The organism is Mesorhizobium sp. M0001 (assembly GCF_040324255.1).
Classification (GTDB): Bacteria; Pseudomonadota; Alphaproteobacteria; order Rhizobiales; family Rhizobiaceae; genus Mesorhizobium.
This window is the reverse complement of record NZ_JAMYVS010000003.1, coordinates 103,332-124,812: the sequence shown is the minus strand read 5'-3', so window position 1 is coordinate 124,812 and position 21,481 is coordinate 103,332. Positions and strand designations below refer to the sequence as shown.

At 63.3% G+C, this 21,481-nt stretch carries 17 protein-coding genes; 6 read left to right on the top strand and 11 right to left on the bottom strand.

What is annotated here, in order from left to right:
- Window positions 1-262 precede the first annotated feature (262 nt).
- Together galE and NKK50_RS10455 are read left to right on the top strand one after the other, a co-directional pair.
- The gene (galE, locus tag NKK50_RS10460; RefSeq protein ID WP_352543346.1) at window positions 263-1,258 is read left to right on the top strand and encodes a UDP-glucose 4-epimerase GalE; all 996 of its coding nucleotides are present in this window, start codon (window positions 263-265) and stop codon (window positions 1,256-1,258) included.
- Window positions 1,259-1,356: 98 nt separating this feature from the next.
- The gene (locus tag NKK50_RS10455) at window positions 1,357-2,607 is read left to right on the top strand and encodes a D-amino acid dehydrogenase (RefSeq protein WP_023688671.1); all 1,251 of its coding nucleotides are present in this window, start codon (window positions 1,357-1,359) and stop codon (window positions 2,605-2,607) included.
- Window positions 2,608-2,614: 7 nt separating this feature from the next.
- Here NKK50_RS10455 and NKK50_RS10450 read toward each other — a convergent pair whose 3' ends face one another.
- Entirely contained in the window at window positions 2,615-2,824 is a 210-nt protein-coding gene (locus tag NKK50_RS10450) for a hypothetical protein (protein WP_023688670.1), read from the bottom strand.
- A gap of 146 nt (window positions 2,825-2,970) precedes the next feature.
- On the opposite strand from NKK50_RS10450, the gene NKK50_RS10445 reads away from it, so the two are divergent.
- Complete coding sequence (locus NKK50_RS10445; RefSeq protein ID WP_023711396.1) at window positions 2,971-4,797, top strand: alanine racemase; 1,827 nt, start codon at window positions 2,971-2,973, stop codon at window positions 4,795-4,797.
- On the opposite strand, the gene NKK50_RS10440 is transcribed toward NKK50_RS10445, so the two are convergent.
- From NKK50_RS10440 to NKK50_RS10410, 7 genes are all read right to left on the bottom strand, one after another.
- Window positions 4,798-6,174 (bottom strand): FGGY-family carbohydrate kinase, encoded by a 1,377-nt coding sequence (locus tag NKK50_RS10440; RefSeq protein ID WP_023834300.1) that lies wholly within the window; start codon window positions 6,172-6,174, stop codon window positions 4,798-4,800.
- Window positions 6,171-6,488 (bottom strand): L-rhamnose mutarotase, encoded by a 318-nt coding sequence (gene rhaM / locus NKK50_RS10435; protein WP_023681927.1) that lies wholly within the window; start codon window positions 6,486-6,488, stop codon window positions 6,171-6,173. The genes NKK50_RS10440 and rhaM overlap by 4 nt, the downstream gene beginning before the upstream one ends.
- Complete coding sequence (locus NKK50_RS10430) at window positions 6,488-7,483, bottom strand: ABC transporter permease (protein ID WP_023834299.1); 996 nt, start codon at window positions 7,481-7,483, stop codon at window positions 6,488-6,490. Before NKK50_RS10430 ends, rhaM begins: the two co-directional genes overlap by 1 nt.
- Window positions 7,480-8,457: an ABC transporter permease gene (locus tag NKK50_RS10425; RefSeq protein WP_023834298.1), complete on the bottom strand. Its 978-nt coding sequence runs from the start codon at window positions 8,455-8,457 to the stop codon at window positions 7,480-7,482. The genes NKK50_RS10430 and NKK50_RS10425 overlap by 4 nt, the downstream gene beginning before the upstream one ends.
- A complete protein-coding gene (locus tag NKK50_RS10420) occupies window positions 8,454-9,995 on the bottom strand; it encodes a sugar ABC transporter ATP-binding protein (protein WP_023834297.1) in 1,542 nt (513 codons plus the stop codon). Before NKK50_RS10420 ends, NKK50_RS10425 begins: the two co-directional genes overlap by 4 nt.
- 84 nt (window positions 9,996-10,079) lie before the next feature.
- The gene (gene rhaS / locus NKK50_RS10415) at window positions 10,080-11,075 is read right to left on the bottom strand and encodes a rhamnose ABC transporter substrate-binding protein (protein WP_023669661.1); all 996 of its coding nucleotides are present in this window, start codon (window positions 11,073-11,075) and stop codon (window positions 10,080-10,082) included.
- A 48-nt stretch (window positions 11,076-11,123) separates the two neighbouring features.
- A complete protein-coding gene (locus NKK50_RS10410; RefSeq protein ID WP_023669662.1) occupies window positions 11,124-11,927 on the bottom strand; it encodes a DeoR/GlpR family DNA-binding transcription regulator in 804 nt (267 codons plus the stop codon).
- Window positions 11,928-12,110: 183 nt separating this feature from the next.
- On the opposite strand from NKK50_RS10410, the gene NKK50_RS10405 reads away from it, so the two are divergent.
- From NKK50_RS10405 to ggt, 3 genes are all read left to right on the top strand, one after another.
- On the top strand, window positions 12,111-14,213 hold the full coding sequence (locus NKK50_RS10405; RefSeq protein WP_023736114.1) for a bifunctional rhamnulose-1-phosphate aldolase/short-chain dehydrogenase: 2,103 nt from the start codon (window positions 12,111-12,113) through the stop codon (window positions 14,211-14,213).
- Window positions 14,214-14,320: 107 nt separating this feature from the next.
- Entirely contained in the window at window positions 14,321-15,613 is a 1,293-nt protein-coding gene (rhaI, locus tag NKK50_RS10400) for an L-rhamnose catabolism isomerase (RefSeq protein WP_352543345.1), read from the top strand.
- A 140-nt stretch (window positions 15,614-15,753) separates the two neighbouring features.
- Window positions 15,754-17,493, top strand: coding sequence for a gamma-glutamyltransferase (ggt, locus tag NKK50_RS10395; protein ID WP_352543344.1), 1,740 nt, complete (start codon window positions 15,754-15,756; stop codon window positions 17,491-17,493).
- Window positions 17,494-17,510: 17 nt separating this feature from the next.
- Here the strand turns inward: ggt and NKK50_RS10390 are convergent, their stop codons facing one another.
- The 3 genes from NKK50_RS10390 to NKK50_RS10380 form a co-directional block, all read right to left on the bottom strand.
- Window positions 17,511-17,858 carry a hypothetical protein gene (locus tag NKK50_RS10390; protein WP_032885862.1) on the bottom strand — a complete coding sequence of 116 codons (348 nt, stop codon included), beginning with the start codon at window positions 17,856-17,858 and terminating at the stop codon, window positions 17,511-17,513.
- A 185-nt stretch (window positions 17,859-18,043) separates the two neighbouring features.
- Window positions 18,044-19,393 (bottom strand): sigma-54-dependent transcriptional regulator, encoded by a 1,350-nt coding sequence (locus tag NKK50_RS10385; protein ID WP_023829794.1) that lies wholly within the window; start codon window positions 19,391-19,393, stop codon window positions 18,044-18,046.
- Window positions 19,390-21,249, bottom strand: a complete 1,860-nt coding sequence (locus NKK50_RS10380; RefSeq protein ID WP_352543343.1) for a sensor histidine kinase — start codon at window positions 21,247-21,249, stop codon at window positions 19,390-19,392. Before NKK50_RS10380 ends, NKK50_RS10385 begins: the two co-directional genes overlap by 4 nt.
- Window positions 21,250-21,481 lie beyond the last annotated feature (232 nt).

Below are 21,481 nucleotides of genomic sequence, written 5' to 3'. Positions count from 1 at the left end.
GCGCGGGATCATAATCGTTGGCCCATTCGTCGTCCACCGGGCCGTTTTGGTCAAAATGCCACGCCCCAAGCCTGTTCCTAACGATGCCAGATCGTGGCCTATTCCCTTGATGTGGATCAATTTTGTGTCCGTACGATGCCACAGGCCGGTGAGACTGTTACGGATTTAACATTCAGGCGTTTCTAATGGCCTTGCCGCAGGCTTTCCAGTAAGGCGGTGATTGAGACAGTTTCCGACAAATTATGAGTAAAAGAGGACGCGGATGACGGTTTTGGTAACGGGCGGCGCCGGCTATATCGGCAGCCACATGGTCTGGGAACTGCTGGATGCCGGCGAGAGCGTCGTCGTTCTCGACCGCCTTTCCACCGGCTTCGAGTGGGCGGTAGCGCCGGAAGCCAAGCTTGTCGTCGGCGATGTCGCCGATAGGGAATTGGTCGGCCAGATCATCCGCGAGAACAAAGTCGACGCGATCATCCATTTCGCTGGGTCGATCGTGGTCCCGGAATCGGTTGTCGACCCGCTCGCCTATTACGAGAACAACACCTCGAAGACGCGCACGCTGATCGAAACCGCGGTACGAGAGGGCGTGCCGCATTTCATCTTCTCCTCGACCGCCGCCGTCTATGGCGGCGCCGGCCTGGAGCCGGTGCGCGAGGATGCCCGCCTGGCGCCGGAATCGCCCTACGGCCTGTCCAAGCTGATGAGCGAATGGATGCTGCGCGACGCAGCGCTTGCGCATCCCTTGCGCTACACGGCCCTGCGCTACTTCAACGTCGCCGGCGCCGACCCCAGGGGCCGGACGGGTCAGTCGACGCCTGGCGCCACGCATCTGATCAAGGTCGCCTGCGAGACCGCGCTCGGCAAACGCCCCTTCATGCAGGTGTTCGGCACCGATTATCCGACGCCGGACGGCACCTGCATGCGCGATTATATCCATGTCAGCGACCTGGCCGCGGCCCACCGGCTGGCGCTGCAGCGCCTGCGCGCCGGCGGCGGCAGCCTCGTCGCCAATTGCGGCTACAGCCACGGCTATTCGGTGCTCGAGGTCATCGACAGCGTGCGGCGCGCCTTCCGCCGGGATTTCGAGGTCAAGACGGGCGACCGGCGCCCCGGCGACGCCGCCGCCGTGGTTGCCAATTCGGACCTTGCACGCGCCGAACTCGGCTGGACCCCGCAACGCGACGACCTTGACCAGATCGTCGCCGATGCGCTCGCCTGGGAGCGCATCCTCACCGGCAAGAACTCCGCGCGAGGCTGAGCCGGGCACTTCCGAGGGCTCGCAAGGCGCGCGGCGAAGCGCTATTGAAGGCATTGGCGATGCGGCGTGGAGGCGCTGCGCCGCGAAGAGGGGGTGGCATGAAGATAACGGTGCTTGGAGCCGGTGTTGTCGGTACCGCGGCCGCGTATTATCTGGCCGCCGACGGCCATGAGGTCACCGTTATCGAGCGCCATCCGGCGCCGGCGCGCGGCACCAGCCAGTCCAATGCCGGTCTGGTGTCGCCGGGCGACGCCACCGCCTGGGCCTCCCCGGCGGCGCTGAAGACCTTCCTGCGCGCGCTCTGGAACCATGATCTCGGCATCAAGGTCAGGCTGCGCTTCGATCCCTATTTCCTCGCCTGGAGCCTGCGCTTCCTGCGCCAGTGCACGGTGGCGCGCCTGCGCGCCAACAGCCAGGTCAAACTGCGCCTGGCGCTCTATTCGCGCGACTGCATCAACGCGCTCTCCGACGCCACCGGCATCCACTATGACGAGCGCAAGAAGGGCATTCTTTATTTCTTCCGCTCGCAGCACAGTCTCGACACCGGCACCGACAACTACCAGTTTCTGGCGAAGCATGGCCTGCAGATCGAGATCGTCGGCCGCGACCGGCTGGTCGAACTTGAGCCCGGGCTCGCCGGAGTGAAGGAAAAGATCGCCGGCGGCGTTTATTCGCCAATCGACCAGACCGGCGATTCCAGGATATTCGTCGATGGGCTGGCCGCCTATGCCGCCGAAAAGCTCGGCGTCAGATTCCTGTTCGACACCACGGTCGAGGGGCTCGACATAGAAGGCGATCGGGTGCGTGCGGTCATGACATCGGCCGGCCCGGTGACGGGCGACGCCGTCGTCATCGCCATGGGCCCCGAGAGCGGCCTGATCGGCCGCCGCTACGGTATCGACCTGCCCGTCTATCCGGTTAAAGGCTATAGCGCGACCATCCCGCTGGAGGACGAGAGCAAGGGACCGACCATGGGCGGCGCCGACGAGGACCGGCTGGTTGGTTACTCCAGGCTCGGAAACCGCCTGCGCATGTCCTCGACAGCCGAGTTCACCGGCTTCGACCGCAGCTTCAAGCTCAGCGACTTCAAGTCCATGCTGAGCACCGGCAAAGACCTTTTCCCCGGCGCTTTCGACGAGAAGAAGGCGCTGTTGTGGGCAGGTCTGCGACCGATGATGCCCAACTCGGTGCCGGTCATCGGCAAGGCGAAATACAAGAACCTTTACCTCGACACCGGCCACGGCCATGTCGGCTGGACCATGGCCTGCGGCTCGGGCAAGTTCCTGGCCGACCTCGTCGCCGGCCGCAAGCCGGAGATCGACCCGCAAGGGCTGGTCTACGGGAACTGAGGGAGCTCTAGTCGTCGTGTTGGCATCGAGTCCATTCGTCGTGCACCCATTCGGCAAGCCATCCGCGCTCAAGCTGGCCAATCTGTGCCAAGTTTTCCTGCCTGGCGGTCAAATGGCCGAGACCGATAACTTCGAAACCTCCGCAGTCCGCGGGGTGATCATGTTCGCCGCAGGTCAGTTGCCACTCACCATCGAAATGATGAACGACCAGCGTCACCGGCCTCTCCGATCGAAAGACGTGCCCACATACAATTGCTCTGGTTTCCAACATTGAGACCGTCACTGCGCAAAGTTTGACAAATATCGTACGACGATCTGGAAGATGCATCCGACTGACAGATTCTACAAACCCTGAGTGACGAAATGTCGGGACCGCAAGTCGCTATCGACCTTGGCCGCATCGAGCGCAACGCCCGCACCATCGTCGAACGCTGCGCATTGTCTGATATCAAGGTATTCGGTGTCACCAAGGGCACATGCGGCATGCCGCAGGTGGCGCGGGCCATGCTGCGCGGCGGTGTTGCCGGCATCGCGGAATCGCGTTTTGAGAACATTCGGCGGCTGCGCGACAGCGGCATCAATGCGCCGGTCATGCTGCTGCGCAGCCCGCCCATGGCGCGCGTCGAGGAGGTCGTGCGCACCGTCGACATCAGCCTGCAGTCGGAACTGACCACCATCCGCGAGATATCGCGCATTGCCGAGCGCATGGGCCGCGTCCACGACATCATGCTGATGATCGATCTCGGCGATCTCCGCGAAGGCATCTGGCCAAGCGACCTGATCCCCACCGTCGAGCAGATCCTGGAATTCAAGGGCGTGCGCATCGCCGGCATCGGCACCAATCTCGGCTGCTTCGGCGCCATAATGCCGACCCCGGAGAACCTTGGCCAACTCGTCGCCCATGCCTACAAGACTGAGCGCCTGTCCGGCAAAAGCCTCGACTTCATTTCCGGCGGCGCCTCGTCATCGCTGACGCTGCTGCTCGAAGGCAAGCTGCCGCCCGGCATCAACAATCTGCGCGTGGGCGAGGCGATCCTGCAAGGCGGTGTCGAAACCTTTCGCGACGTGCCGTGGCCCGAACTCGAACCCGATGCCTGCCGGCTGACCAGCGACATCATCGAGGTCAAACTCAAGCCTTCGCGGCCGATCGGCACATCCGGCTACGACGCCTTCGGCAACCAGCCGGTCTTTGCCGACGAGGGCGACCGGCTGCGCGCCATCGCCAATATAGGCCGCGAGGACGTGCTGGTGGAAGGGCTGACGCCGATCGCCAAAGGGGTGAGGGTGCTCGGCGCTTCCAGCGACCATCTGCTGCTCGATGTGCAGGATGCCGATCCGCGACCCACCGTCGGCGACCGCGTCGCCTTCCGCATGAATTATGGCGCCATGCTTCTGGCGATGACCTCGGAATATGTCGAGAAGGCGCCGATGCACGACGTCGCGGATTTCTCCGGCCGCAAGATGGTGTCGATCTCGGCCGAACCGGAAGCCGGCGGGATTATCGCCCGCGAGGGAACCGGCGCGCGGCTGGAGGCGATGAATTTCGACGTGGTCGAACTCGCCGACGTCGAGCGGCCGCCCTCGGGCCTCGTCCGTCTCGCCGCCGGCGCAGATCGCCGTATCGCCCACAAGGCGCTGACCGCAACGGCGCGGGCGACGCATTCCTTTGGCCTGATCTGGATCGATTCCCTCGCCGCCCTGATGCCCGAGGACGAGGAGGCCGAAGACATGCCTGAAGTCTCGGTGCTGGCCCGCGCGCTCGGTCTCGATCACAAGCCCGGCGCGCTGCAGCCGCAGCTGTCGCCGGAAAATGTCGTCATCGTGGGCCTGCGCCATGCCGATCCGGCGGAGGCAAGGGTGCTCAAGGATTCGCGTGTCTCGGCCTTCACCATGACCGACATCGACGCCATGGGCATGCGCGACCTCATGCATGAGGCGATCCGCATCGCGACGTCGGGCACGCAGGGCTTTCACGTCAGCTATTCGCCGACGGCGACCGAATTTACCGGCTGGGCTGCGGGCTCGGGCGGGCTGACGGTGCGCGAGACGCATCAGGCAATGGAGGCGATCTCGCTGTCCGGCGGTCTGCTGTCGATGGATGTTTCCGGGCTGACCGCCGGTCTGGAGCCGCGGATCGGCGCCGACGCCGTCAACTTCGTCATGTCGGCCTTTGGGAAGCGGATTTTGTGATCAGCCTTGCGCGTCGACTGCCGCGCGCCACGCGGTGACATAGGCCGCCCAGACCGGGTCGGTCTGCGGCTCAATTCTTTCGCCCTTGCCGTGCGTCACTGGCTGATCGGATGCGAGCAGTGCCGCGCCGATGCTGGTGCCGGTGGCCGCCTCGGAGGCGATGACGATGCGCGCGGTCGCTGCCGCCAGCATGCCGACAAAGAGCCGGTTGCGAGCAAACGGTCCTTCCACGGTGGTCGGGCCGTCGGCGCCGATCAGCTCGAGGCAGGTCGCCGTCATCAGTGCCAGATAGAAGGAAATGGCGGCGAACCGCTCGCCTTTGCTGATGCCGTCGGCATCAAGCCATTCCGCGGCATGGTGCGGGAACGGTCCCGATCCCTGCTGCGTAGAAGGTAAAAGCAGCATTTTTCCGGTCAGAACGGCCAGCACCTCGCTGCCGCTGCAGTCCTGCGGCTTGTCCTTGGTCAGCTGGGAAAACTCGCGGCCACCCATGAACCGCGCCGAGGGCACGGGAGCGCCAAGCGCGCTGACATTGACCAGCGTGTCGCGCGCAGCATCGAGCGCAATCTCTCTGCCGCCGACCGCCATCGATACCACCCAGGTGCCGGTCGAGACGACCGAGAAGGGCGGCTCGTCGGACAGAAGATGCGGCAATAGGGAGGCGTTGGAATCGTGCAGGCCACAGAATACCGGGGTCTGCGGATCGAGCCCGGTGCGCGCGGCAAGCGCCGGCAGGATCGGGCCGAGCTGGTCCCTGGCCGGCCGCACCGGCGCCATCAGCCTGCGCCAATCCAGCCTGTCGACCATCGAGGAAAAGTCCGCCTCCCAAGGGCTCCACAGATCGGTGTGGCAGCCGAGCGAGGTCACCTCGTTGGCGGCAACGCCGGTCAGGCGCAGCGCCCAGTATTGCGGATACATCAGCATCGCGGCGGCCTTGGCGAATTCGGTGGGGAAACGCTTCTCAAGCCAGAAGAATTGCGCGCCGAGATTGAGACCGACCGGCAGGCGCGGTGTACCGGTTTCGGCGAAGGGCGGATGAACAGCATCATACTCCGCCGCCAACCTGTCGGGGCCATCGAACTCATAGTCTAGGACAGGCAGCACCAGCTCGCCCGAGGCGTCGACCAGCACGCCGGTCGCACCATGCGTGGTGATCGAAATCGCGTCGATACGCTGTTCGCGGTCGAGGCTGGCAAGGCTGTTGAGGATAAACGTCCACAGCGCCTCGACATCGTGATGCGGATAGGGCGCTTGTCGCAGCGGCGCGTTCGCCATGCGGCGCAACCCCACCTCGCTCAGCGTGACGAGATCGACCAGCGCCACCTTGGCGTTGGTCTTGCCGATGTCGATGACGGCGATGTGGCGCAGCGCACTCATGCCATATGGAACATTGTTTCCAGGGGGATGGCCACCGGTTGGTTGTCCGGCCTGGTCTCCATGATGTCGGCCATGTGCGCCCACCAGCGCTGCATCACCGGATGCTTCGGCAGGTCGGCCATGCCATGGTCGTCGCGCCGCCACAGCACGCCGAACAGGATGTTGGTGTCTTCATCGAGATGGATCGAATAATCGGCGACGCCGGCCTCTCTCAGCAGCGCCACCAGCGACGGCCAGATCTCATCGTGGCGCTTTTTGTACTCGGCTTTCATGCCGGGTTTGAGCTGCATCTTGAAGGCGTATTTCTCAGGCATCAGCTGTTACCACGCAGCTGTCGCCAGACGATCGGCAGCGCGATGACGAAGATCAAGAGCAGGCCGATGAAGATCGACATGACGATGCCGGGCACGTTGAGCAGGCCGAGGCCGAAGGTCACCAGCCCCATGATAAAGGCGGCGAGCACGACGCCAACAATGCTGCCGGAGCCACCCAGAATGCTGACGCCGCCCAGCACCACCATGGTGATGACCTCAAGCTCGTAACCCTGCGCGATGGACGGTCGCGTCGAGCCGAGCCGCGAGGTGATCAGCACCGAGGCGATGCCGGCCATCAGCCCTGTCAGGCAAAACAGGATGAATTTGATGCGGCCGACGCGAACGCCGGAAAACTGTGCCGCGACCGGATTGTTGCCGATGGCAAAGACACGGCGGCCGAAGCTGGTGCGATGCAGCAGGAACCAGTAGGCGACGGCCGCGATGAGGAAGAGCACCAGTTCGAACGACACCACCCACCAGACATAGCCCTGGCCGAAGAAAGCAAAACTCTCGGGATAGCCCTTGTAGGCCTGGTCACCGAGGATGATGAAGGCAATGCCGCGAAACAGGCTCATCGTGCCGATGGTAACGACGATGGACGGCAGGCCGAGCCTCGTCACCAACAGGCCGTTGAAGGCGCCGCAACCGAGCCCGACGACGATGCCGATAGCCACCAGCACCGGCGTGTCGGCGCCGGCCTGTACCGCCATGCCCATCATGGTCGAGGCGAGCGCGATGATGGCGGCGACCGACAGGTCGATCTCGCCCGAAATAATCAGCAGCGCCATGGCGAAGGCGATCAGGCCTTTCTCGGTGAAATTGAAGGTCAGGTCCGACAGCGAATAGGCATCGAGGAAATAGGGCGATGCGAAGCTGTTGATGGCGAAGATGGCGACCGCCACGACGACCAGCAGCGCTTCCCAGGAAAAGATCGCTGAAGAGAGCGGCTTGTCGAGCCGGTCGGGAATGTGGCGCGGGGCGGGGGTGTCGGTCATGCCGCCTCCGCCTTCCTCAGAATGATCCGCCCCTGCTGGCGTTCGCCGCGCGCGTTGAGCACGACGGCCAGGATGATGGCGCTGCCTGAAATCGCCATCTGCCAGAAGGGCGAGATGTTGATCACCGGCAGTGCGTTGGAGATGATGCCGAGGAACAGCGCCCCTAACACCGCGCCCCCGACCGAGCCGATGCCGCCGGCAATCGAAATGCCGCCGATGACGCAGGCGGCGATGATATTGAGTTCATAGCCATTGGCGACCTCGACCGAGGCGATGACATAACGAGAAATCCAGAGATAACCGGCGAGCCCGCCGATCATGCCGGAAATGCAGAAGACGATGAATTTGGTTCGGCCGACATCGATGCCGGCATAGACCGACGCCGTCGGGTTGACGCCGATGGCATAGATCGAACGGCCAAGCGCGGTTCGCGTCATCACCACGAAGAACAGCGCGATGACCAGTATGGCGATCCAGGACAGAACCGGAATGCCCAGGAAAGCTCCGCGCTGGAAGCCGATGAAGTCCGGGCTCATCTTGTCGGCATTGACCCAGGCGCCGCCGGAGAGGACGAAGGTGGCGCCGCGATAGATGGTGAGCGTGCCCAATGTCACCACGATCGAAGGGATGTTCAGCCGCCACACCAGCAGGCCGTTGATGGCCCCGAGCACCAGTCCGACGGCCAGCGCAATGACGATCAGCAGCGGGATCGGGATCGCCGGATGCGCGGCGTTCAGCATCGCCACCACCATGCCGGTGAAGCACAGGTTGGAGGCCATCGACAGGTCGATCGAGCGGGTCAGGATGACGACCATCTGTCCCAGCGCCAGGATCATCAGGATCGAGGTGTCGTTGAACACCTGTGCGAGATTGCCGGGGTCGGCAAAGGCCGGGAAGCGCGTCGAGATCAGAGCAATCAAAACGACGATCGCCGCTGCCAGCCAGATCTCGCGGAATTTCAGGAGAGCCTTCATGCCGCGATACCCGCTGCCGTCCGGACCAGCGTTTCGGCGTCCAGCCCTTTATTATCGTAGACCGCCGCAACCAGCCCTTCGCGCATGACGACGACGCGGTCGGACATGCCCAGAATCTCCGGCAGTTCCGACGACACCATGATCACCGACAGGCCCTGCGCGACGAGCTCCGCCATGAAGCCGTGCACGGCGGCCTTGGAGCCGATGTCGATGCCCTTGGTCGGCTCGTCCAGGATGATCACCTTGGGCGCTGTCGCCAGCCATTTGGCGATGACGATCTTCTGCTGGTTGCCGCCCGACAGCGTGCCGACATCCTGGCTCAGCGACGAGGCGCGCAGGTCTAGCCGCTCGGTGTAGGAGCGGGCGAGCGCGAATTCGTCCGACAATCGCAGCAGGCCGGATTTGGAGGTGCGCTTGAGCGAGGGAAGCGAGACGTTTTGGAAGATCGGCAGGCCGATCACCACGCCCTGCTTGCCGCGTTCCTCCGGCACGTAGACGATGCCGGCTTCGATGGAATCCGCCGCCGATTTCGGCGTGATCACCTTACCTTCCAGCGTTATCGTGCCGCCCGATATGCGGGTGATGCCTGAAATCGCCTGCATCACCTCTGACCGCCCGGCGCCGACCAGGCCATAGAAACCGAGGATCTCGCCCTTGTGCAGTTCGAAGCCGATGTCGTTGAATTCGGTCGGGTGCGACAGGCCGGATACAGACAGCACCGGCGCGCCGATCTCGGCCTTGCGCTGAGGAAAAATGTGGTCGACCGAGCGGCCGACCATCATGCGCACGATCTGGCTCTGGCCGGCGTCCTTGATAAGGCCCTCGCCAACCATCTCGCCGTCGCGGAACACGGTGTAGCGATCGGCGATCCGATAGATCTCGTCGAACTTGTGGCTGATGAACAGGATCGCCTTGCCTTCCTCCTTGAGGAATTCGATCAGCAGGAAAAGCTCCTCGATCTCCTTCATTGAAAGGGCTGCGGTCGGCTCATCCATGATGACGATCTGCGCATCGATCGACATCGCGCGAGCAACCGCTACCAGATGCTTGTTGGCGATGCCGAGGTCTTTCAGCCGCGCATCGGCGTCGATATGGCCGGCATGCATGGTGTCGAGCACTTCGCGCGCGTGTTTTCGCATGGTGCGCCAGTCGATGGTGCCTAGCCGCGTGCGCGGCGCATGGCCGAGAAAAATGTTTTCGGCGACGCTCAGATCGTCGAACAGCACGGTTTCCTGATGAATGGCAGTGACGCCGTGGCCGAAGGCGGCATGCGCGCTGGGCAGGGTGACGGCCTGGCCGTCAATGCTGATCGTGCCGGCGTCCGGCTGGTAGATGCCGGTCATGATCTTGACCAGCGTCGACTTGCCGGCGCCGTTTTCACCGATCAGCGCCGTAACCTGGCCGGGGTAAAGCGACAGGCTGACATTGTGCAGCGCGCGCACGCCGGGAAAGCTTTTGGAGACGCCGGACAGCGTCAGGCGCGGGGCAGGACCCGTGGGCTCCTCCTTCGCAATGCCGTGCTGGGCTGTCGTGTCCATATCCGTATCAAGCCCTGAAACAAGGTCCGTTTAAAGTCGCGGCGGGATTTTGGTCCCGCCGCGCTTGGTCCGAGACGTCCGAGATCAATAGATCTTGGAGAACTTTTCGATGTTGGACTTGTCGAACTGGAAGGGCGGAGCCATCGCAGCCGAGTTGCTGTCATCGAGCGTGACCTTGCCGACGCGGCCGATCGACAGCGTTGCGCCCGGCTTTGCCTCTTCCTTCTTCACCGCCAGATCATGAGCGAGGTAGACGGCGGAGTAGCCGAGGTCGATCGGATTCCAGAGGGCAACCGCCTGGCTGGAACCGTTGTCGATGAACTTCTTGAACTCCGACGGCAGCGCCAGACCCGTGACATTGACCTTGCCGATCAGGTTCGCGTCGGTGACGACCTGGGCAGCGGCAACGACGCCGACGGTGGTCGGCGCGATGATCGCCTTGAGGTTCGGATAGGATTTCAGCAGGCCCTTGGCTTCGTCGGTGCTCTTGGCCGAATCGTCATCGCCGTAGACGGTGGCGACGAGTTTGATCTTGGGGAATTTCTCCGGCAGGATCTTCTTGGCCGCGTCGATCCAGGCGTTCTGGTTGGTCGCGGTCGACGAAGCCGACAGAATGGCGACTTCGCCGCCTTCCGGCAGATAGTCGGCGGCCAGCTTGATGATGGTCTCGCCGATCAGGCCGGTGTCGGACGGGTTGAGATGCAGCTGGCGGCCTTCCTTGGCGACGCCCGAATCCCACGAGATGACGGTGATGCCGCGCTCCATGGCCTTCTTCAGCACCGGCACCAGCGCGTCGGCGTCATTGGCCGAAATCGCAATGGCGTTGACCTTCTGCGCGATCAGCGAATTGACCACTTCGATCTGCGCTTCGGCGGTCGCCTTGGTCGGGCCGGTGTAGATGATGTCGACATCGCCGAGTTCCTTGGCCGCCTCTTCGGCGCCCTTGTTGGCGGCGTCGAAGAAGCCGTTGCCGAGCGACTTCACCACCAGCGCGATCTTGACGTTCTCGGCATAGGCGGCATTCACGAACATGGCGGCCGAGAACGCGGCCGTCACCATCAATTTCTTCAGAAAGCTCATCGTATTTCCTCCCTTGAGCGTTGCATTCCATCGTCGCTGCGGTTGGCCTCAGGCCTGCAGCGAGGATTCTTCCTTTGCCGACTTGCGGGCGACGATCAGCGTCACACCCGCGGCCTCCAGCATGTTGGCTTCGCGATCCTCGATGCCGTCATCGGTGATGACGGTGGCGATGCGCTTCAGCCCGCACAGGATCAGGCTCGAGCGCTGGCGGAATTTCGATGAGTCGACCAGCACCACCAGTTCGTCGGCCTGGTCGATCAGTTTCTGCTCCGCCTGGATCAGCAGCGGGTCGCCTTCCATCAGGCCAAGCGGCCCGAGCCCTTGAGCGCCCATGAACATGCGGCGCGCGTAGAAATTACGCGTCACGTCATTGTCGAAGGGCGAGAGGATGATGTTCTGCTCGCGGTAGATGGTGCCGCCCGACAGCATGACGGTGTTCTTCGAATGCTTGAGCAGGTGCTCGGCGATGGGGAACGAATTGGTGAAGATCGGCATGCGGCGTCCGGTCAGGAAATGCACCATCTGGAAGGTGGTGGTGCCGCCATTGATGATGATCGGTTCGCCGTCCTTGCACAGCTCCACCGCTTCGCGCGCAATCGCGCGCTTCTGCGAAGCGTTAAGCGTTTCGTTGACGGAAAAGGGCCGGCCGGCGAGGCCGATGAACTGCGGTGGCGAGATCGCCTCGGCGCCGCCACGCACGCGACGCAGGCGCTTTTGCACATGAAGAGCCGCGATATCGCGCCGGATCGTCGCCTCGGAGGAGTCCGTCAGGTCGACCATCTCCTGCACCGTCACCACAGGCTTTTCCTGGACGGCGGACAGAATGATCCTGTGGCGCTCTTTTTCGTGCATGGTTCCTCCCTGCATGGTCATGAGGCACTAGAAAACCACCAGTGTCAATCATTTCCGCTCATATAATTTCATTGTGCAGTGCAATATGATCGATCTTGATCGTTTATGATTGACAACCGAGATGCTTGCGTAGACATTTCCGGCAAAATGGACCGCGCCTTTTGCGTCCCAGGGAGGATAATCATGCTCGACAAGCGCTCCGGCTCGCGCCTTGCCAACCTTTGGGACGATGCTAAAGCCAAGGGGCTGAGCGAGCCTGAGCTTCTGGTCTATCGCTCCAACACGCTCGGCTCCGACAAGCGTGTCACCAATTATGGCGGCGGCAACACCTCGTCCAAGATCCGGCAGAAGGACCCGCTCTCTGGCGCCGAAGTCGAAGTGCTATGGGTCAAGGGCTCGGGCGGCGACAGCGCCTCGATCAAGCTGGACGGTTTCGCCACGCTTTACATGGACAAACTGCAGGCGCTGAAAGGCCTTTATCGCGGCGTCGCGCATGAGGACGACATGGTGGGCTATCTTCCCCACTGCACCTTCAATCTCAACCCGCGCGCGGCCTCGATCGACACGCCGCTGCACGCCTATGTGCCGAAGCCGTTCGTCGATCACATGCATCCCGATGCCATTATCGCGATTGCCGCGGCCAAGGATTCCAAGGCGTTGACCAAGGAGATATTCGGTGACGCCATCGGCTGGCTGCCGTGGAAGCGGCCGGGCTTCGAACTTGGCCTCTGGCTGGAGAAATTCTGCGTCGAACACCCCGAGGCCAAGGGCGTCATCCTCGAAAGCCACGGCTTGTTCACCTGGGGCGACACACCCAAGGAGTGCTATGAGACGACGATCTCGGTCATCAACCAGGCGATCGAATGGTTCGAGCGCCGCTCCGAGGGTCTCGCCATCTTCGGCGGCGAAGTCGTCAAATCGCTAGACGCCGCTGAGCGCCGCGCCATCGCGGCGAGACTGATGCCGAGGATCCGCGGCCTGATTTCGGAGAAGAGCCACAAGCTCGGCCATTTCGACGATTCCGCCGCTGTGCTCGAATTCGTCAACTCCAGGGATTTGCGCCCGCTGGCGGCACTCGGTACCTCATGCCCGGATCATTTCCTGCGCACAAAAATCCGCCCGCTGGTTATCGAGTTCGACCCAGCGAAGCCCGACGTCGAAGCCGTGATTGCGCGCCTCGCCGACGATATTGCTGAGTACCGTGTCGGCTACCAGGCCTATTACGACAGCTGCAAGCATCCGGACTCGCCCCCGATCCGTGACCCCAACGCCGTGGTCTACCTGATGCCCGGCGTCGGCATGTTCACCTTCGCCGGCGACAAGGCCACCGCCCGCATCTCTGGCGAATTCTACGTCAACGCCATCAATGTCATGCGCGGGGCCTCGACCGTTTCGTCCTATGTCGGCCTGCTGGCGCAGGAGGCCTTCGACATCGAATACTGGCTGCTCGAGGATTTGAAGCTGCAGCGCATGCCGAAGCCGAAGTCGCTCGCCGGCCAAATCGCGCTGGTCACCGGCGGCGCCGGCGGCATCGGCCGCGCCACCGCCAATCGCCTGCTGCGCGAAGGCGCCTGCGTCGTGCTGGCCGATATCGACGAGACCGCACTTGCCAACGCCAACGACGAACTGGCGAAAGCCTATGGCAAGGACTTCGTCCGGCCGGTGCTGATCAACGTCACCGCGGAGGAGCAGGTGATTTCCGGCTTCGCCCAGACAGCCGTCGAGTTCGGCGGCATTGATATTCTCGTCTCCAACGCAGGCCTCGCCTCCTCGGCGCCGATCGAGGAGACGACGCTGGCGCTGTGGAACAAGAACATGGACATATTGTCGACCGGCTATTTCCTGGTCTCGCGCGAAGCCTTCCGGCTGTTCCGGGCCCAGAAGATCGGCGGCAATGTCGTCTTCGTCGCCTCCAAGAACGGTCTTGCCGCGTCACCCAATGCCGCCGCCTATTGCACCGCCAAGGCGGCCGAAATCCATCTCGCCCGCTGCCTGGCGCTGGAAGGCGCGGAAGCCCAGATCCGGGTCAACGTCGTCAATCCGGACGCCGTGCTGCGCGGTTCGAAGATCTGGACCGGCGAGTGGAAGGAACAGCGCGCCGCCGCCTACAAGATGTCGACCGACGATCTGGAAGAACACTACCGCTCGCGCTCGATGCTGAAGCGCTCGGTGTTTCCCGAAGACATCGCCGAAGCGATCTATTTCCTGGCGTCCGACATGTCGGCCAAATCCACCGGCAACATCATCAACGTCGACGCCGGCAACGCGCAGAGCTTTACGCGCTGAGTTAAGGGCGGAGCGCTTCTCTTCTCCCCGTCACTATACGGGGAGAAGGTGGCCCGAAGGGCCGGATGAAGGGCAGCGCTGACTGAACGCATTGGGAGGAATAGCACTTGTCCGAAACCATCATCGCCGCCGATCTCGTCTCCAGCCACAACGCCCAGCGCAAACCCGACCTCGAGCGCGACTACGCGTCGCTCGGCGAACGCCTCGACCGCCGCGGCATCGCCATCGATGCCATCCGCGACAAGGTCGAGAAATTCGCCGTCGCCATTCCGTCCTGGGGCGTCGGCACAGGCGGCACGCGGTTTGCCCGCTTTCCCGGCGCCGGCGAGCCGCGCGACATTTTCGACAAGATCGAGGACTGCGCCGTCATCAGCCAACTGACACAGGCGACGCCGACCGTCTCGCTGCATATACCGTGGGACAAGGCCGATCCGAACCGGCTGAAGCAGGCGGCCTCGCGCTTCGGCCTCGGCTTCGACGCCATGAATTCCAACACCTTCTCGGATGCCAGGGACCAAAAACTGTCCTACAAGTTCGGGTCGCTTTCGCATGCCGATGCCGGCACGCGCCGCCAGGCCGTCGAGCATAATCTCGAATGCATCGAGATCGGCAAGACGCTGGGGTCCAGGGCGCTGACAGTGTGGATCGGCGACGGCTCGAATTTCCCCGGCCAGGTCAATTTCGCCAAAGCCTTCGAGCGCTATCTCGACGCCATGAAGGAGATCTATGCCGGACTGCCCGCCGACTGGAAACTGTTCACCGAACACAAAATGTACGAGCCGGCTTTCTACTCCACGGTCGTGCAGGACTGGGGAACCAATTACATGATCGCCAAGGAGCTGGGCGACAAGGCGTTCTGCCTGGTCGACCTGGGCCACCATGCGCCCAATGTCAACATCGAGATGATCGTGTCGCGGCTGATCCAGTTCAAAAAACTGGGCGGCTTCCATTTCAACGATTCGAAGTATGGCGACGACGATCTCGATGCCGGCTCGATCGATCCCTATCGGCTGTTCCTGGTCTTCAACGAACTGGTTGATGCAGAGCTTTCCGGCGCCGAGGGTTTCGATCCCGCCCACATGCTCGACCAGAGCCACAACGTCACCGACCCGATCGAAAGCCTGATGCTGTCGGCAGTCGAGGTGCAGCGCGCCTATGCGCAGGCGCTGCTGGTCGACCGCAAGGCGCTCGAGGGTTTCCAAGACGGCAATGATGCGCTGATGGCGACGCAGACTCTGAAAGCTGCCTACCGCACCGATGTCGAGCCGATCCTTGCCATGGCGCGGCTGAACACAGGCGGCGCCATCGATCCAGTCGCCGCATATCGCGCGGCGGGCTACCGGGCGAAGGTCGCGGCGGAACGGCCGGCGGTTGTGGGCGGTTCAGGCGGGATTGTTTGAGATTGGCTAATCTCCACCACAGGGGGGAGATCAGCTTGCCTCTGCCGGCAGGCGAACACCAATATGTGTTCGCTCATATTGATGATGGACTCGGCCGCTCCATGTAGCTCTTCTAGGCACACCGCACTTGGAGCACCGCCATGCCCTTGACCCGCCGGACGCTGATTGGCGTCACCCTTTCGCTCGCAATTGCGCTCGCGCCATCCGGCGCGCTCCATGCCGCCTCGCCTCAACCGGCGAAGGGCGAGCACGGCATGGTCGTCACTGCCCAGCATCTGGCGTCGGAAGCCGGCGTCGAGGTGCTGAAGAAGGGCGGCAATGCCGTCGATGCGGCGGTCGCCGTCGGCTATGCGCTCGCCGTCGTCTACCCTAATGCCGGCAATATCGGCGGTGGCGGGTTCATGACCATCCGCTTCAAGGACGGCAAATCGACCTTCCTCGATTTCCGCGAGCGCGCGCCGCTGGCGGCAACCAAGATCATGTATCTCGACAAGGACGGCAATCCGGTGAAGGGCGCCAGCCTTGATGGCTACCTTGCGGTCGGCGTACCGGGTTCCGTGGCAGGGTTCGAGATGGCTCGTGAAAAATATGGCACGCTGCCACGCCAGGATTTGATGGCGCCGGCAATTGCCTATGCCAAGGATGGCTTCATCCTCGACCAGGGCGACGCTGCTTCATTCGCAAGCAATGCCGCACGGCTGGCGAAGGACCCTGCCGCCGCCGCCATCTTCCTGAAGCCGGACGGCAAACCCTATGGCGCCGGCGAGCGTCTCCTCCAGCCCGATCTTGCAGCCTCGCTCGCCGCCATCTCCGAAAAAGGCGCCGACGCCTTCTACAAAGGCGCCATCGCCGGCGCCATCGTCAAGGCGAGCGGCGCCAGGGGCGGCATTCTGGCCAAGGCAGACTTCGAGCAATATAAGGTACGCGAGCTGCAACCGGTGAGCTGCACCTATCGCGGCTATGAGATCACGTCCTCGCCGCCGCCAAGCTCCGGCGGCGTTATCATCTGCGAAATCCTCAACGTGCTGGAGGGCTACCCGCTGTCCTATCTCGGCGCCGGCTCGGCCGAGACGGTGCATGTCATGGTCGAGGCGATGCGTTACGCCTATGTGGACCGCAACTCGGCGCTCGGCGATCCAGATTTCGTCGACAATCCGGTCTCGAAACTGCTCGACAAGGGTTACGCCAAGGAGATCCGCGACAAGATCGACCCGTTCCGCGCCGGCGTCTCGCAGGATTTGATGCCGAAGGGCTTCGGCGAGTCGAAGGAAACGACGCACTATTCGATCATCGACGATGACGGCAATGCGGTCGCGGTCACCTATACGCTGAACGGTTCGTTCGGCGCCGGCGTGGTCGCCGACGGCACCGGCATCCTGCTCAACAACGAGATGGATGATTTCACCCAGAAGCCCGGCGTGCCCAACCTCTACGGTCTCGTCCAGGGAGAGGCCAATGCCATCCAGCCGAAGAAGACGCCGCTGTCTTCGATGAGCCCGACCATCGTCGCCAAGGACGGCAAGCCGTTCATGGTTATCGGCAGCCCCGGCGGCTCGCGCATCATCACCATCACGCTGGAAGCCATCGTCAACGTCATCGACCACGGCATGAACATCCAGGAGGCGATCGACGCATCGCGCATCCACCATCAATGGCTGCCCGACACGATCTATTTCGAACCGTTCGGCCTGTCGCCCGACACTGAAAAACTGCTGGCCGGCATGGGCTACCACCTCGATCTCGCGGATTCTACCTGGGGTCAGGCGGCCGGCATTCTTGTCGGCGGCAAGAGCCTGGCGGAAATCGAGAAGGGCGGCGGCGCCCGCTACAACGGCGCCATCGACAGCCGCGCCGCATCCGGCGAGGCGATTGGCTACTGATCAAAACAAGAGATTGATCAGAGGACGAGCGTAAGCGTCGACCCGACGAGCATCAGCGCCGCGATCACGACGAACGCCGCGTAGATGCGGGGACGGTCGAGGAGCAGCGCATTGCCCGATATCCAGGCCGCGGTTGCGCCGCCAAGCGCAAACAGGAAGCCGTTCCGGTGACCAAAGGTCATGGAAGCGGCCATCAGCCCGCCAATGATCAGCGCGCCGAAGACGATGATCACGGCAACGGCGTATTTCTCGAAGTCATTGCCGCCGCCCATGGCCGGGCCGATCGCGTTCAAATTCGTCAGATCGTCCGGATCGAACGGATTGGTCGATCCATATTCATCTTGACCGACAGGTTCTCGCATCATTCATTCTCCGCTGACCGGCAACAAATCATCAACATCTGCCGAGCGCAACCGGATCGCGCCGTGCCGAAGGCCGCCGATGCGGTCTTCAACACTTTCTGATGCCGACTTGCCACGGTTTTTTTGCGCCGGTTCACAAAATCTACCCTGCTTTCGGGTCCACACGCCTGAATTACCTGGAAAATGAATTACCTGGAAAAATCGCTGCGCACGATGCCGTGCCGCTGCAGCTTGTCGTAGAAGGTCTTGCGCGGAATGCCGAGCGCTTCAATCGTGCGCCGGACATCGCCGTCATTGCGGCCAAGCGCCTCGCGGATGACATTGGCTTCATAGCGTTCCAGCCGTTCCGGCAGTGAGCTGGCGTCATCCGGCTCCGCCGGGGCGGAAGGTGGCGCTTGCGCCGCTTCCTCCAGTCCAAGCACGAAACGCTCGGCGAAATGCGCGAGTTCACGCACATTGCCCGGCCAGTCGTGCTGGCTCAGATGGCGGTGCACTGAGGCAGGCACGGCTGGCATTTGCCGGCGGAAGCGGGCGGCTGCACGCTCGGCGAAGTAGAAGAACAGCAGGGCGACGTCGTCGCGGCGTTCGCGCAGCGGCGGGATCGAGATCGTCACCACATTGAGCCGGTAGTAGAGATCCTCGCGGAAGGCGCCGCGCCGGCTGGCATCGCCGAGATCGACCTTGGCGGCGGCGACGACGCGCAGGTCGACCGGCCGGATTTCATTGGTACCGAGCGGCGTCACCTCGCGCATTTCCAGCACCCGCAGCATCTGCACCTGGGTCGAGGCCGGCATGCTTTCGATCTCGTCGAGAAACAGCGTGCCGCCGCTCGAATGCTCGATGCGGCCGATGCGCTTCTTCTGTGCGCCGGTGAAGGCGCCGGCCTCATGGCCGAACAGTTCGCTTTCGATCACCGTATCCGGCAGCGTGCCGCAATTCAGCGCCACGAAATTGCCCTTGGCGCGGCGGCTCCAGCGATGCAGCAGGCCCGCCACCACCTCCTTGCCTGAGCCGGTCTCGCCGGTCACCAGAACGTCGACATCGGTGTCTGCGATTTGCCGCAGCGTGCGGCGCAGCCGCTCCATCGCCGGCGTCTGCCCGATCAGCGGCAGGCCGTCCTGCGCCTGTTCGGCGCTTTCGCGCAAGGCGCGGTTCTCCATCACCAGCCGGCGCTTTTCCGCCGCCCGTGCCACACTTTGCGCCAGCCGGTCGGCGGCGAAAGGCTTGGTGATGAAGTCGTAGGCGCCATCCTTGATCGCCTTGACCGCAACCGCGATGTCGCCATGCCCGGTGACCAGGATTACCGGAATGTCGGCATCAAGCTGGAAGACGCGGTCGAAGAGCTGCAGGCCGTCAATGCCGGGCATGCGGATGTCGGACACCACCACGCCGGGAAAATTGGCGTCGAGCCCGGCCAGCGCCTCGTTCGCCACCGCAAAGGCCGAGACGGAAAAACCAGCGAGTTCCAGCGTCTGCCGCGTGGCCCTCAGCAATTCGCTGTCGTCGTCGATCAATACGACCGGTGCGGTGTCCATCATGCTGCCCTGGCGAGGTGAATGGTAAAGCGCGTGCCGGCCTGGTCGCTCGCCACCTCGATGCGTCCGCCATAGTCGGCGACGATGTCCTGCGAGATGACGAGGCCGAGCCCGAGGCCTTTTTCCTTCGAGGTGTTGAACGGCGTGAACAATGACTTGAGGATGGCAGGCGAAATGCCCGGCCCATTGTCGGCGACGGCAAGCGCCACGCCTTCGGCCGTCTCCTGGGCCGAAACCTGCACCCTGGCGCCGTCGCGCCCGTCCAGCGCTTCCAGCGCATTCTGGAACAGGTTGATCAGCACCTGTTCGAGCCGCAGCCGGTTGCCCATCACCTTGAGCGTTACCGGCGGCAGCGTGATATCGAGTGCGTCCAGCCGACCGGCAAAGCGGCTTCTGAGCAGCACCACGGCGCCCTCGATGACGCCGCGCAGTTCGACCGGTTCGGCTGCCGTGCGCCCCTTGCGGGCAAAGACCTTCAACTCTTCGGTGATGCCGCCGATGCGCTCGGTCAGCGCGGCAATCGCGCCAAGGTTCTCCTCGGCCGAGGCGGTCTGCTTGCGCTCCAGGAACACACGCGCATTGTCGGCATAGGCGCGGATGGTTGCCACCGGCTGGTTGATCTCATGCGCGACGCCGGCGGCAACCTGGCCGAGGGTAGCAAGACGGTTGGCCTGCACCAGTTCCTGCTGCATGACCTGCAGCTTGGCTTCGGTGCTGCGGTGATCGGTGATCTCGGCCTGCAGCCGGTCGCGAGCCAGGCTGAGGTCATGCGTACGCTCGACGACGCGGCGCTCGAGCTCGATGCGCGCTGCCTGTTCGGCTGCGATGCGCATCTGCGCCGACTGACGGCGCCACAGGAGATAGCCGGCCAGCGCCAGCAACGGCACCACGACGCCCAGCGCCAGCAGCCGCATCTCACGCACCGCAGCCGCGATCGGCGCTTCGACCGGCACGAGATAATCGAGCCGCCATGGCGTCGATTGGACCAGTGTCGAAAGCCTGAGATATTCGGCATCGCTGCCGCCCGGTGTTATCGCATGCACCATCGACACGTCAGGGCTCAATGCCTCGGGGCGTGTGATCGGCAAGGGGATCAGCGGCGCGTTGCCGAATTGCTGGCTGCTCCGGATGGCGGCAGCCACCGGGCCGGCCAGCGGCGCGGTGGTCATGAAGCGCCAGGACGGCACGCTGGTGATCAGCACGACGCCGTGGTCGTCGCTGACATAGGCCGGCCGGTTGGCCTCATGCCAGTCGGCTTCAAGCTGGTCGAATTCCATCTTGACGACGACGACGCCGAGCGGCGCCGCCGCATTGCCGACGCGACGCGAAATATAGAGGCCCGGGCGCTTGCTGATGTTGCCCAGCGCAAAATATTCGGCCGTTCCGGATTGCATGGCGCCGGAGAAATAGGCGCGGAAACCATAGTCGTTGCCGACGAAGCTGGTTGTTTCGCGCCAGTTGCTGGAGGCGATCGCAAACCCGTCGACGCCGGTGACGTAAAGCACCGAAGCCTTGGTGCCGGAGACCAGCCCTTCGAGCTTGCGGTTGAGCACGTCGATCGTGACAGCGCCCTTGTTCTGCAGGGCGTCATGCACCTGCTGGTCCTCGGACAAGAGCAGCGGCAGCCCCCGCGGGCTTTCCAGCACGGCGCGCAGCAACGCAACCTTCAGATTGGCATCGGTGCGGCCTTGCGCCGCCAGTGCCGCGACCTCGGCGCGGCGCGCGTAGAGGCCGGCGCCGGTGAGCGCCGTGGCAACGATCACCAGCGCGATCGCCGCAAACAGCAGCCAGGCGCGACGCGCGCGTTTGCCGAGTTGCTCGGGCGTCGGCGACAGGACCGCGGCAGGGCGTTGCAGCATTCCCTATTTGTGCATGATTTCGCACAAAGCACAATTCAGTCATGCGGATGTCCGCACTTGCGGTTGCGGCGCACCAGCTCGGTCGACAAAGATCTCCAACAAAATCAATGGATACGGTAATGCCGCTCAGTCTGGCACGGCAGTTGCAGTGACCAGTACAGCAGTCGCGAGGCTGCGGAAACAACTTGCCCCGGGAGGTCGAGCTTTCGATCGGGGCGCCATGGAGGACGTC

Bases quoted from the DNA above. Each gene is read 5' to 3' on its own strand.
- rhaS (WP_023669661.1), bottom strand. From the start codon at position 11,075: ATGAGCTTTCTGAAGAAATTGATGGTGACGGCCGCGTTCTCGGCCGCC.
- rhaM (WP_023681927.1), bottom strand. From the start codon at position 6,488: ATGCCTGAGAAATACGCCTTCAAGATGCAGCTCAAACCCGGCATGAAA.
- NKK50_RS10455 (WP_023688671.1), top strand. From the start codon at position 1,357: ATGAAGATAACGGTGCTTGGAGCCGGTGTTGTCGGTACCGCGGCCGCG.
- NKK50_RS10405 (WP_023736114.1), top strand. From the start codon at position 12,111: ATGCTCGACAAGCGCTCCGGCTCGCGCCTTGCCAACCTTTGGGACGAT.
- NKK50_RS10445 (WP_023711396.1), top strand. From the start codon at position 2,971: ATGTCGGGACCGCAAGTCGCTATCGACCTTGGCCGCATCGAGCGCAAC.
- NKK50_RS10390 (WP_032885862.1), bottom strand. From the start codon at position 17,858: ATGATGCGAGAACCTGTCGGTCAAGATGAATATGGATCGACCAATCCG.
- NKK50_RS10440 (WP_023834300.1), bottom strand. From the start codon at position 6,174: ATGAGTGCGCTGCGCCACATCGCCGTCATCGACATCGGCAAGACCAAC.
- NKK50_RS10410 (WP_023669662.1), bottom strand. From the start codon at position 11,927: ATGCACGAAAAAGAGCGCCACAGGATCATTCTGTCCGCCGTCCAGGAA.
- NKK50_RS10380 (WP_352543343.1), bottom strand. From the start codon at position 21,249: ATGCTGCAACGCCCTGCCGCGGTCCTGTCGCCGACGCCCGAGCAACTC.
- NKK50_RS10420 (WP_023834297.1), bottom strand. From the start codon at position 9,995: ATGGACACGACAGCCCAGCACGGCATTGCGAAGGAGGAGCCCACGGGT.
- NKK50_RS10425 (WP_023834298.1), bottom strand. From the start codon at position 8,457: ATGAAGGCTCTCCTGAAATTCCGCGAGATCTGGCTGGCAGCGGCGATC.
- NKK50_RS10430 (WP_023834299.1), bottom strand. From the start codon at position 7,483: ATGACCGACACCCCCGCCCCGCGCCACATTCCCGACCGGCTCGACAAG.
- NKK50_RS10385 (WP_023829794.1), bottom strand. From the start codon at position 19,393: ATGATGGACACCGCACCGGTCGTATTGATCGACGACGACAGCGAATTG.
- galE (WP_352543346.1), top strand. From the start codon at position 263: ATGACGGTTTTGGTAACGGGCGGCGCCGGCTATATCGGCAGCCACATG.
- ggt (WP_352543344.1), top strand. From the start codon at position 15,754: ATGCCCTTGACCCGCCGGACGCTGATTGGCGTCACCCTTTCGCTCGCA.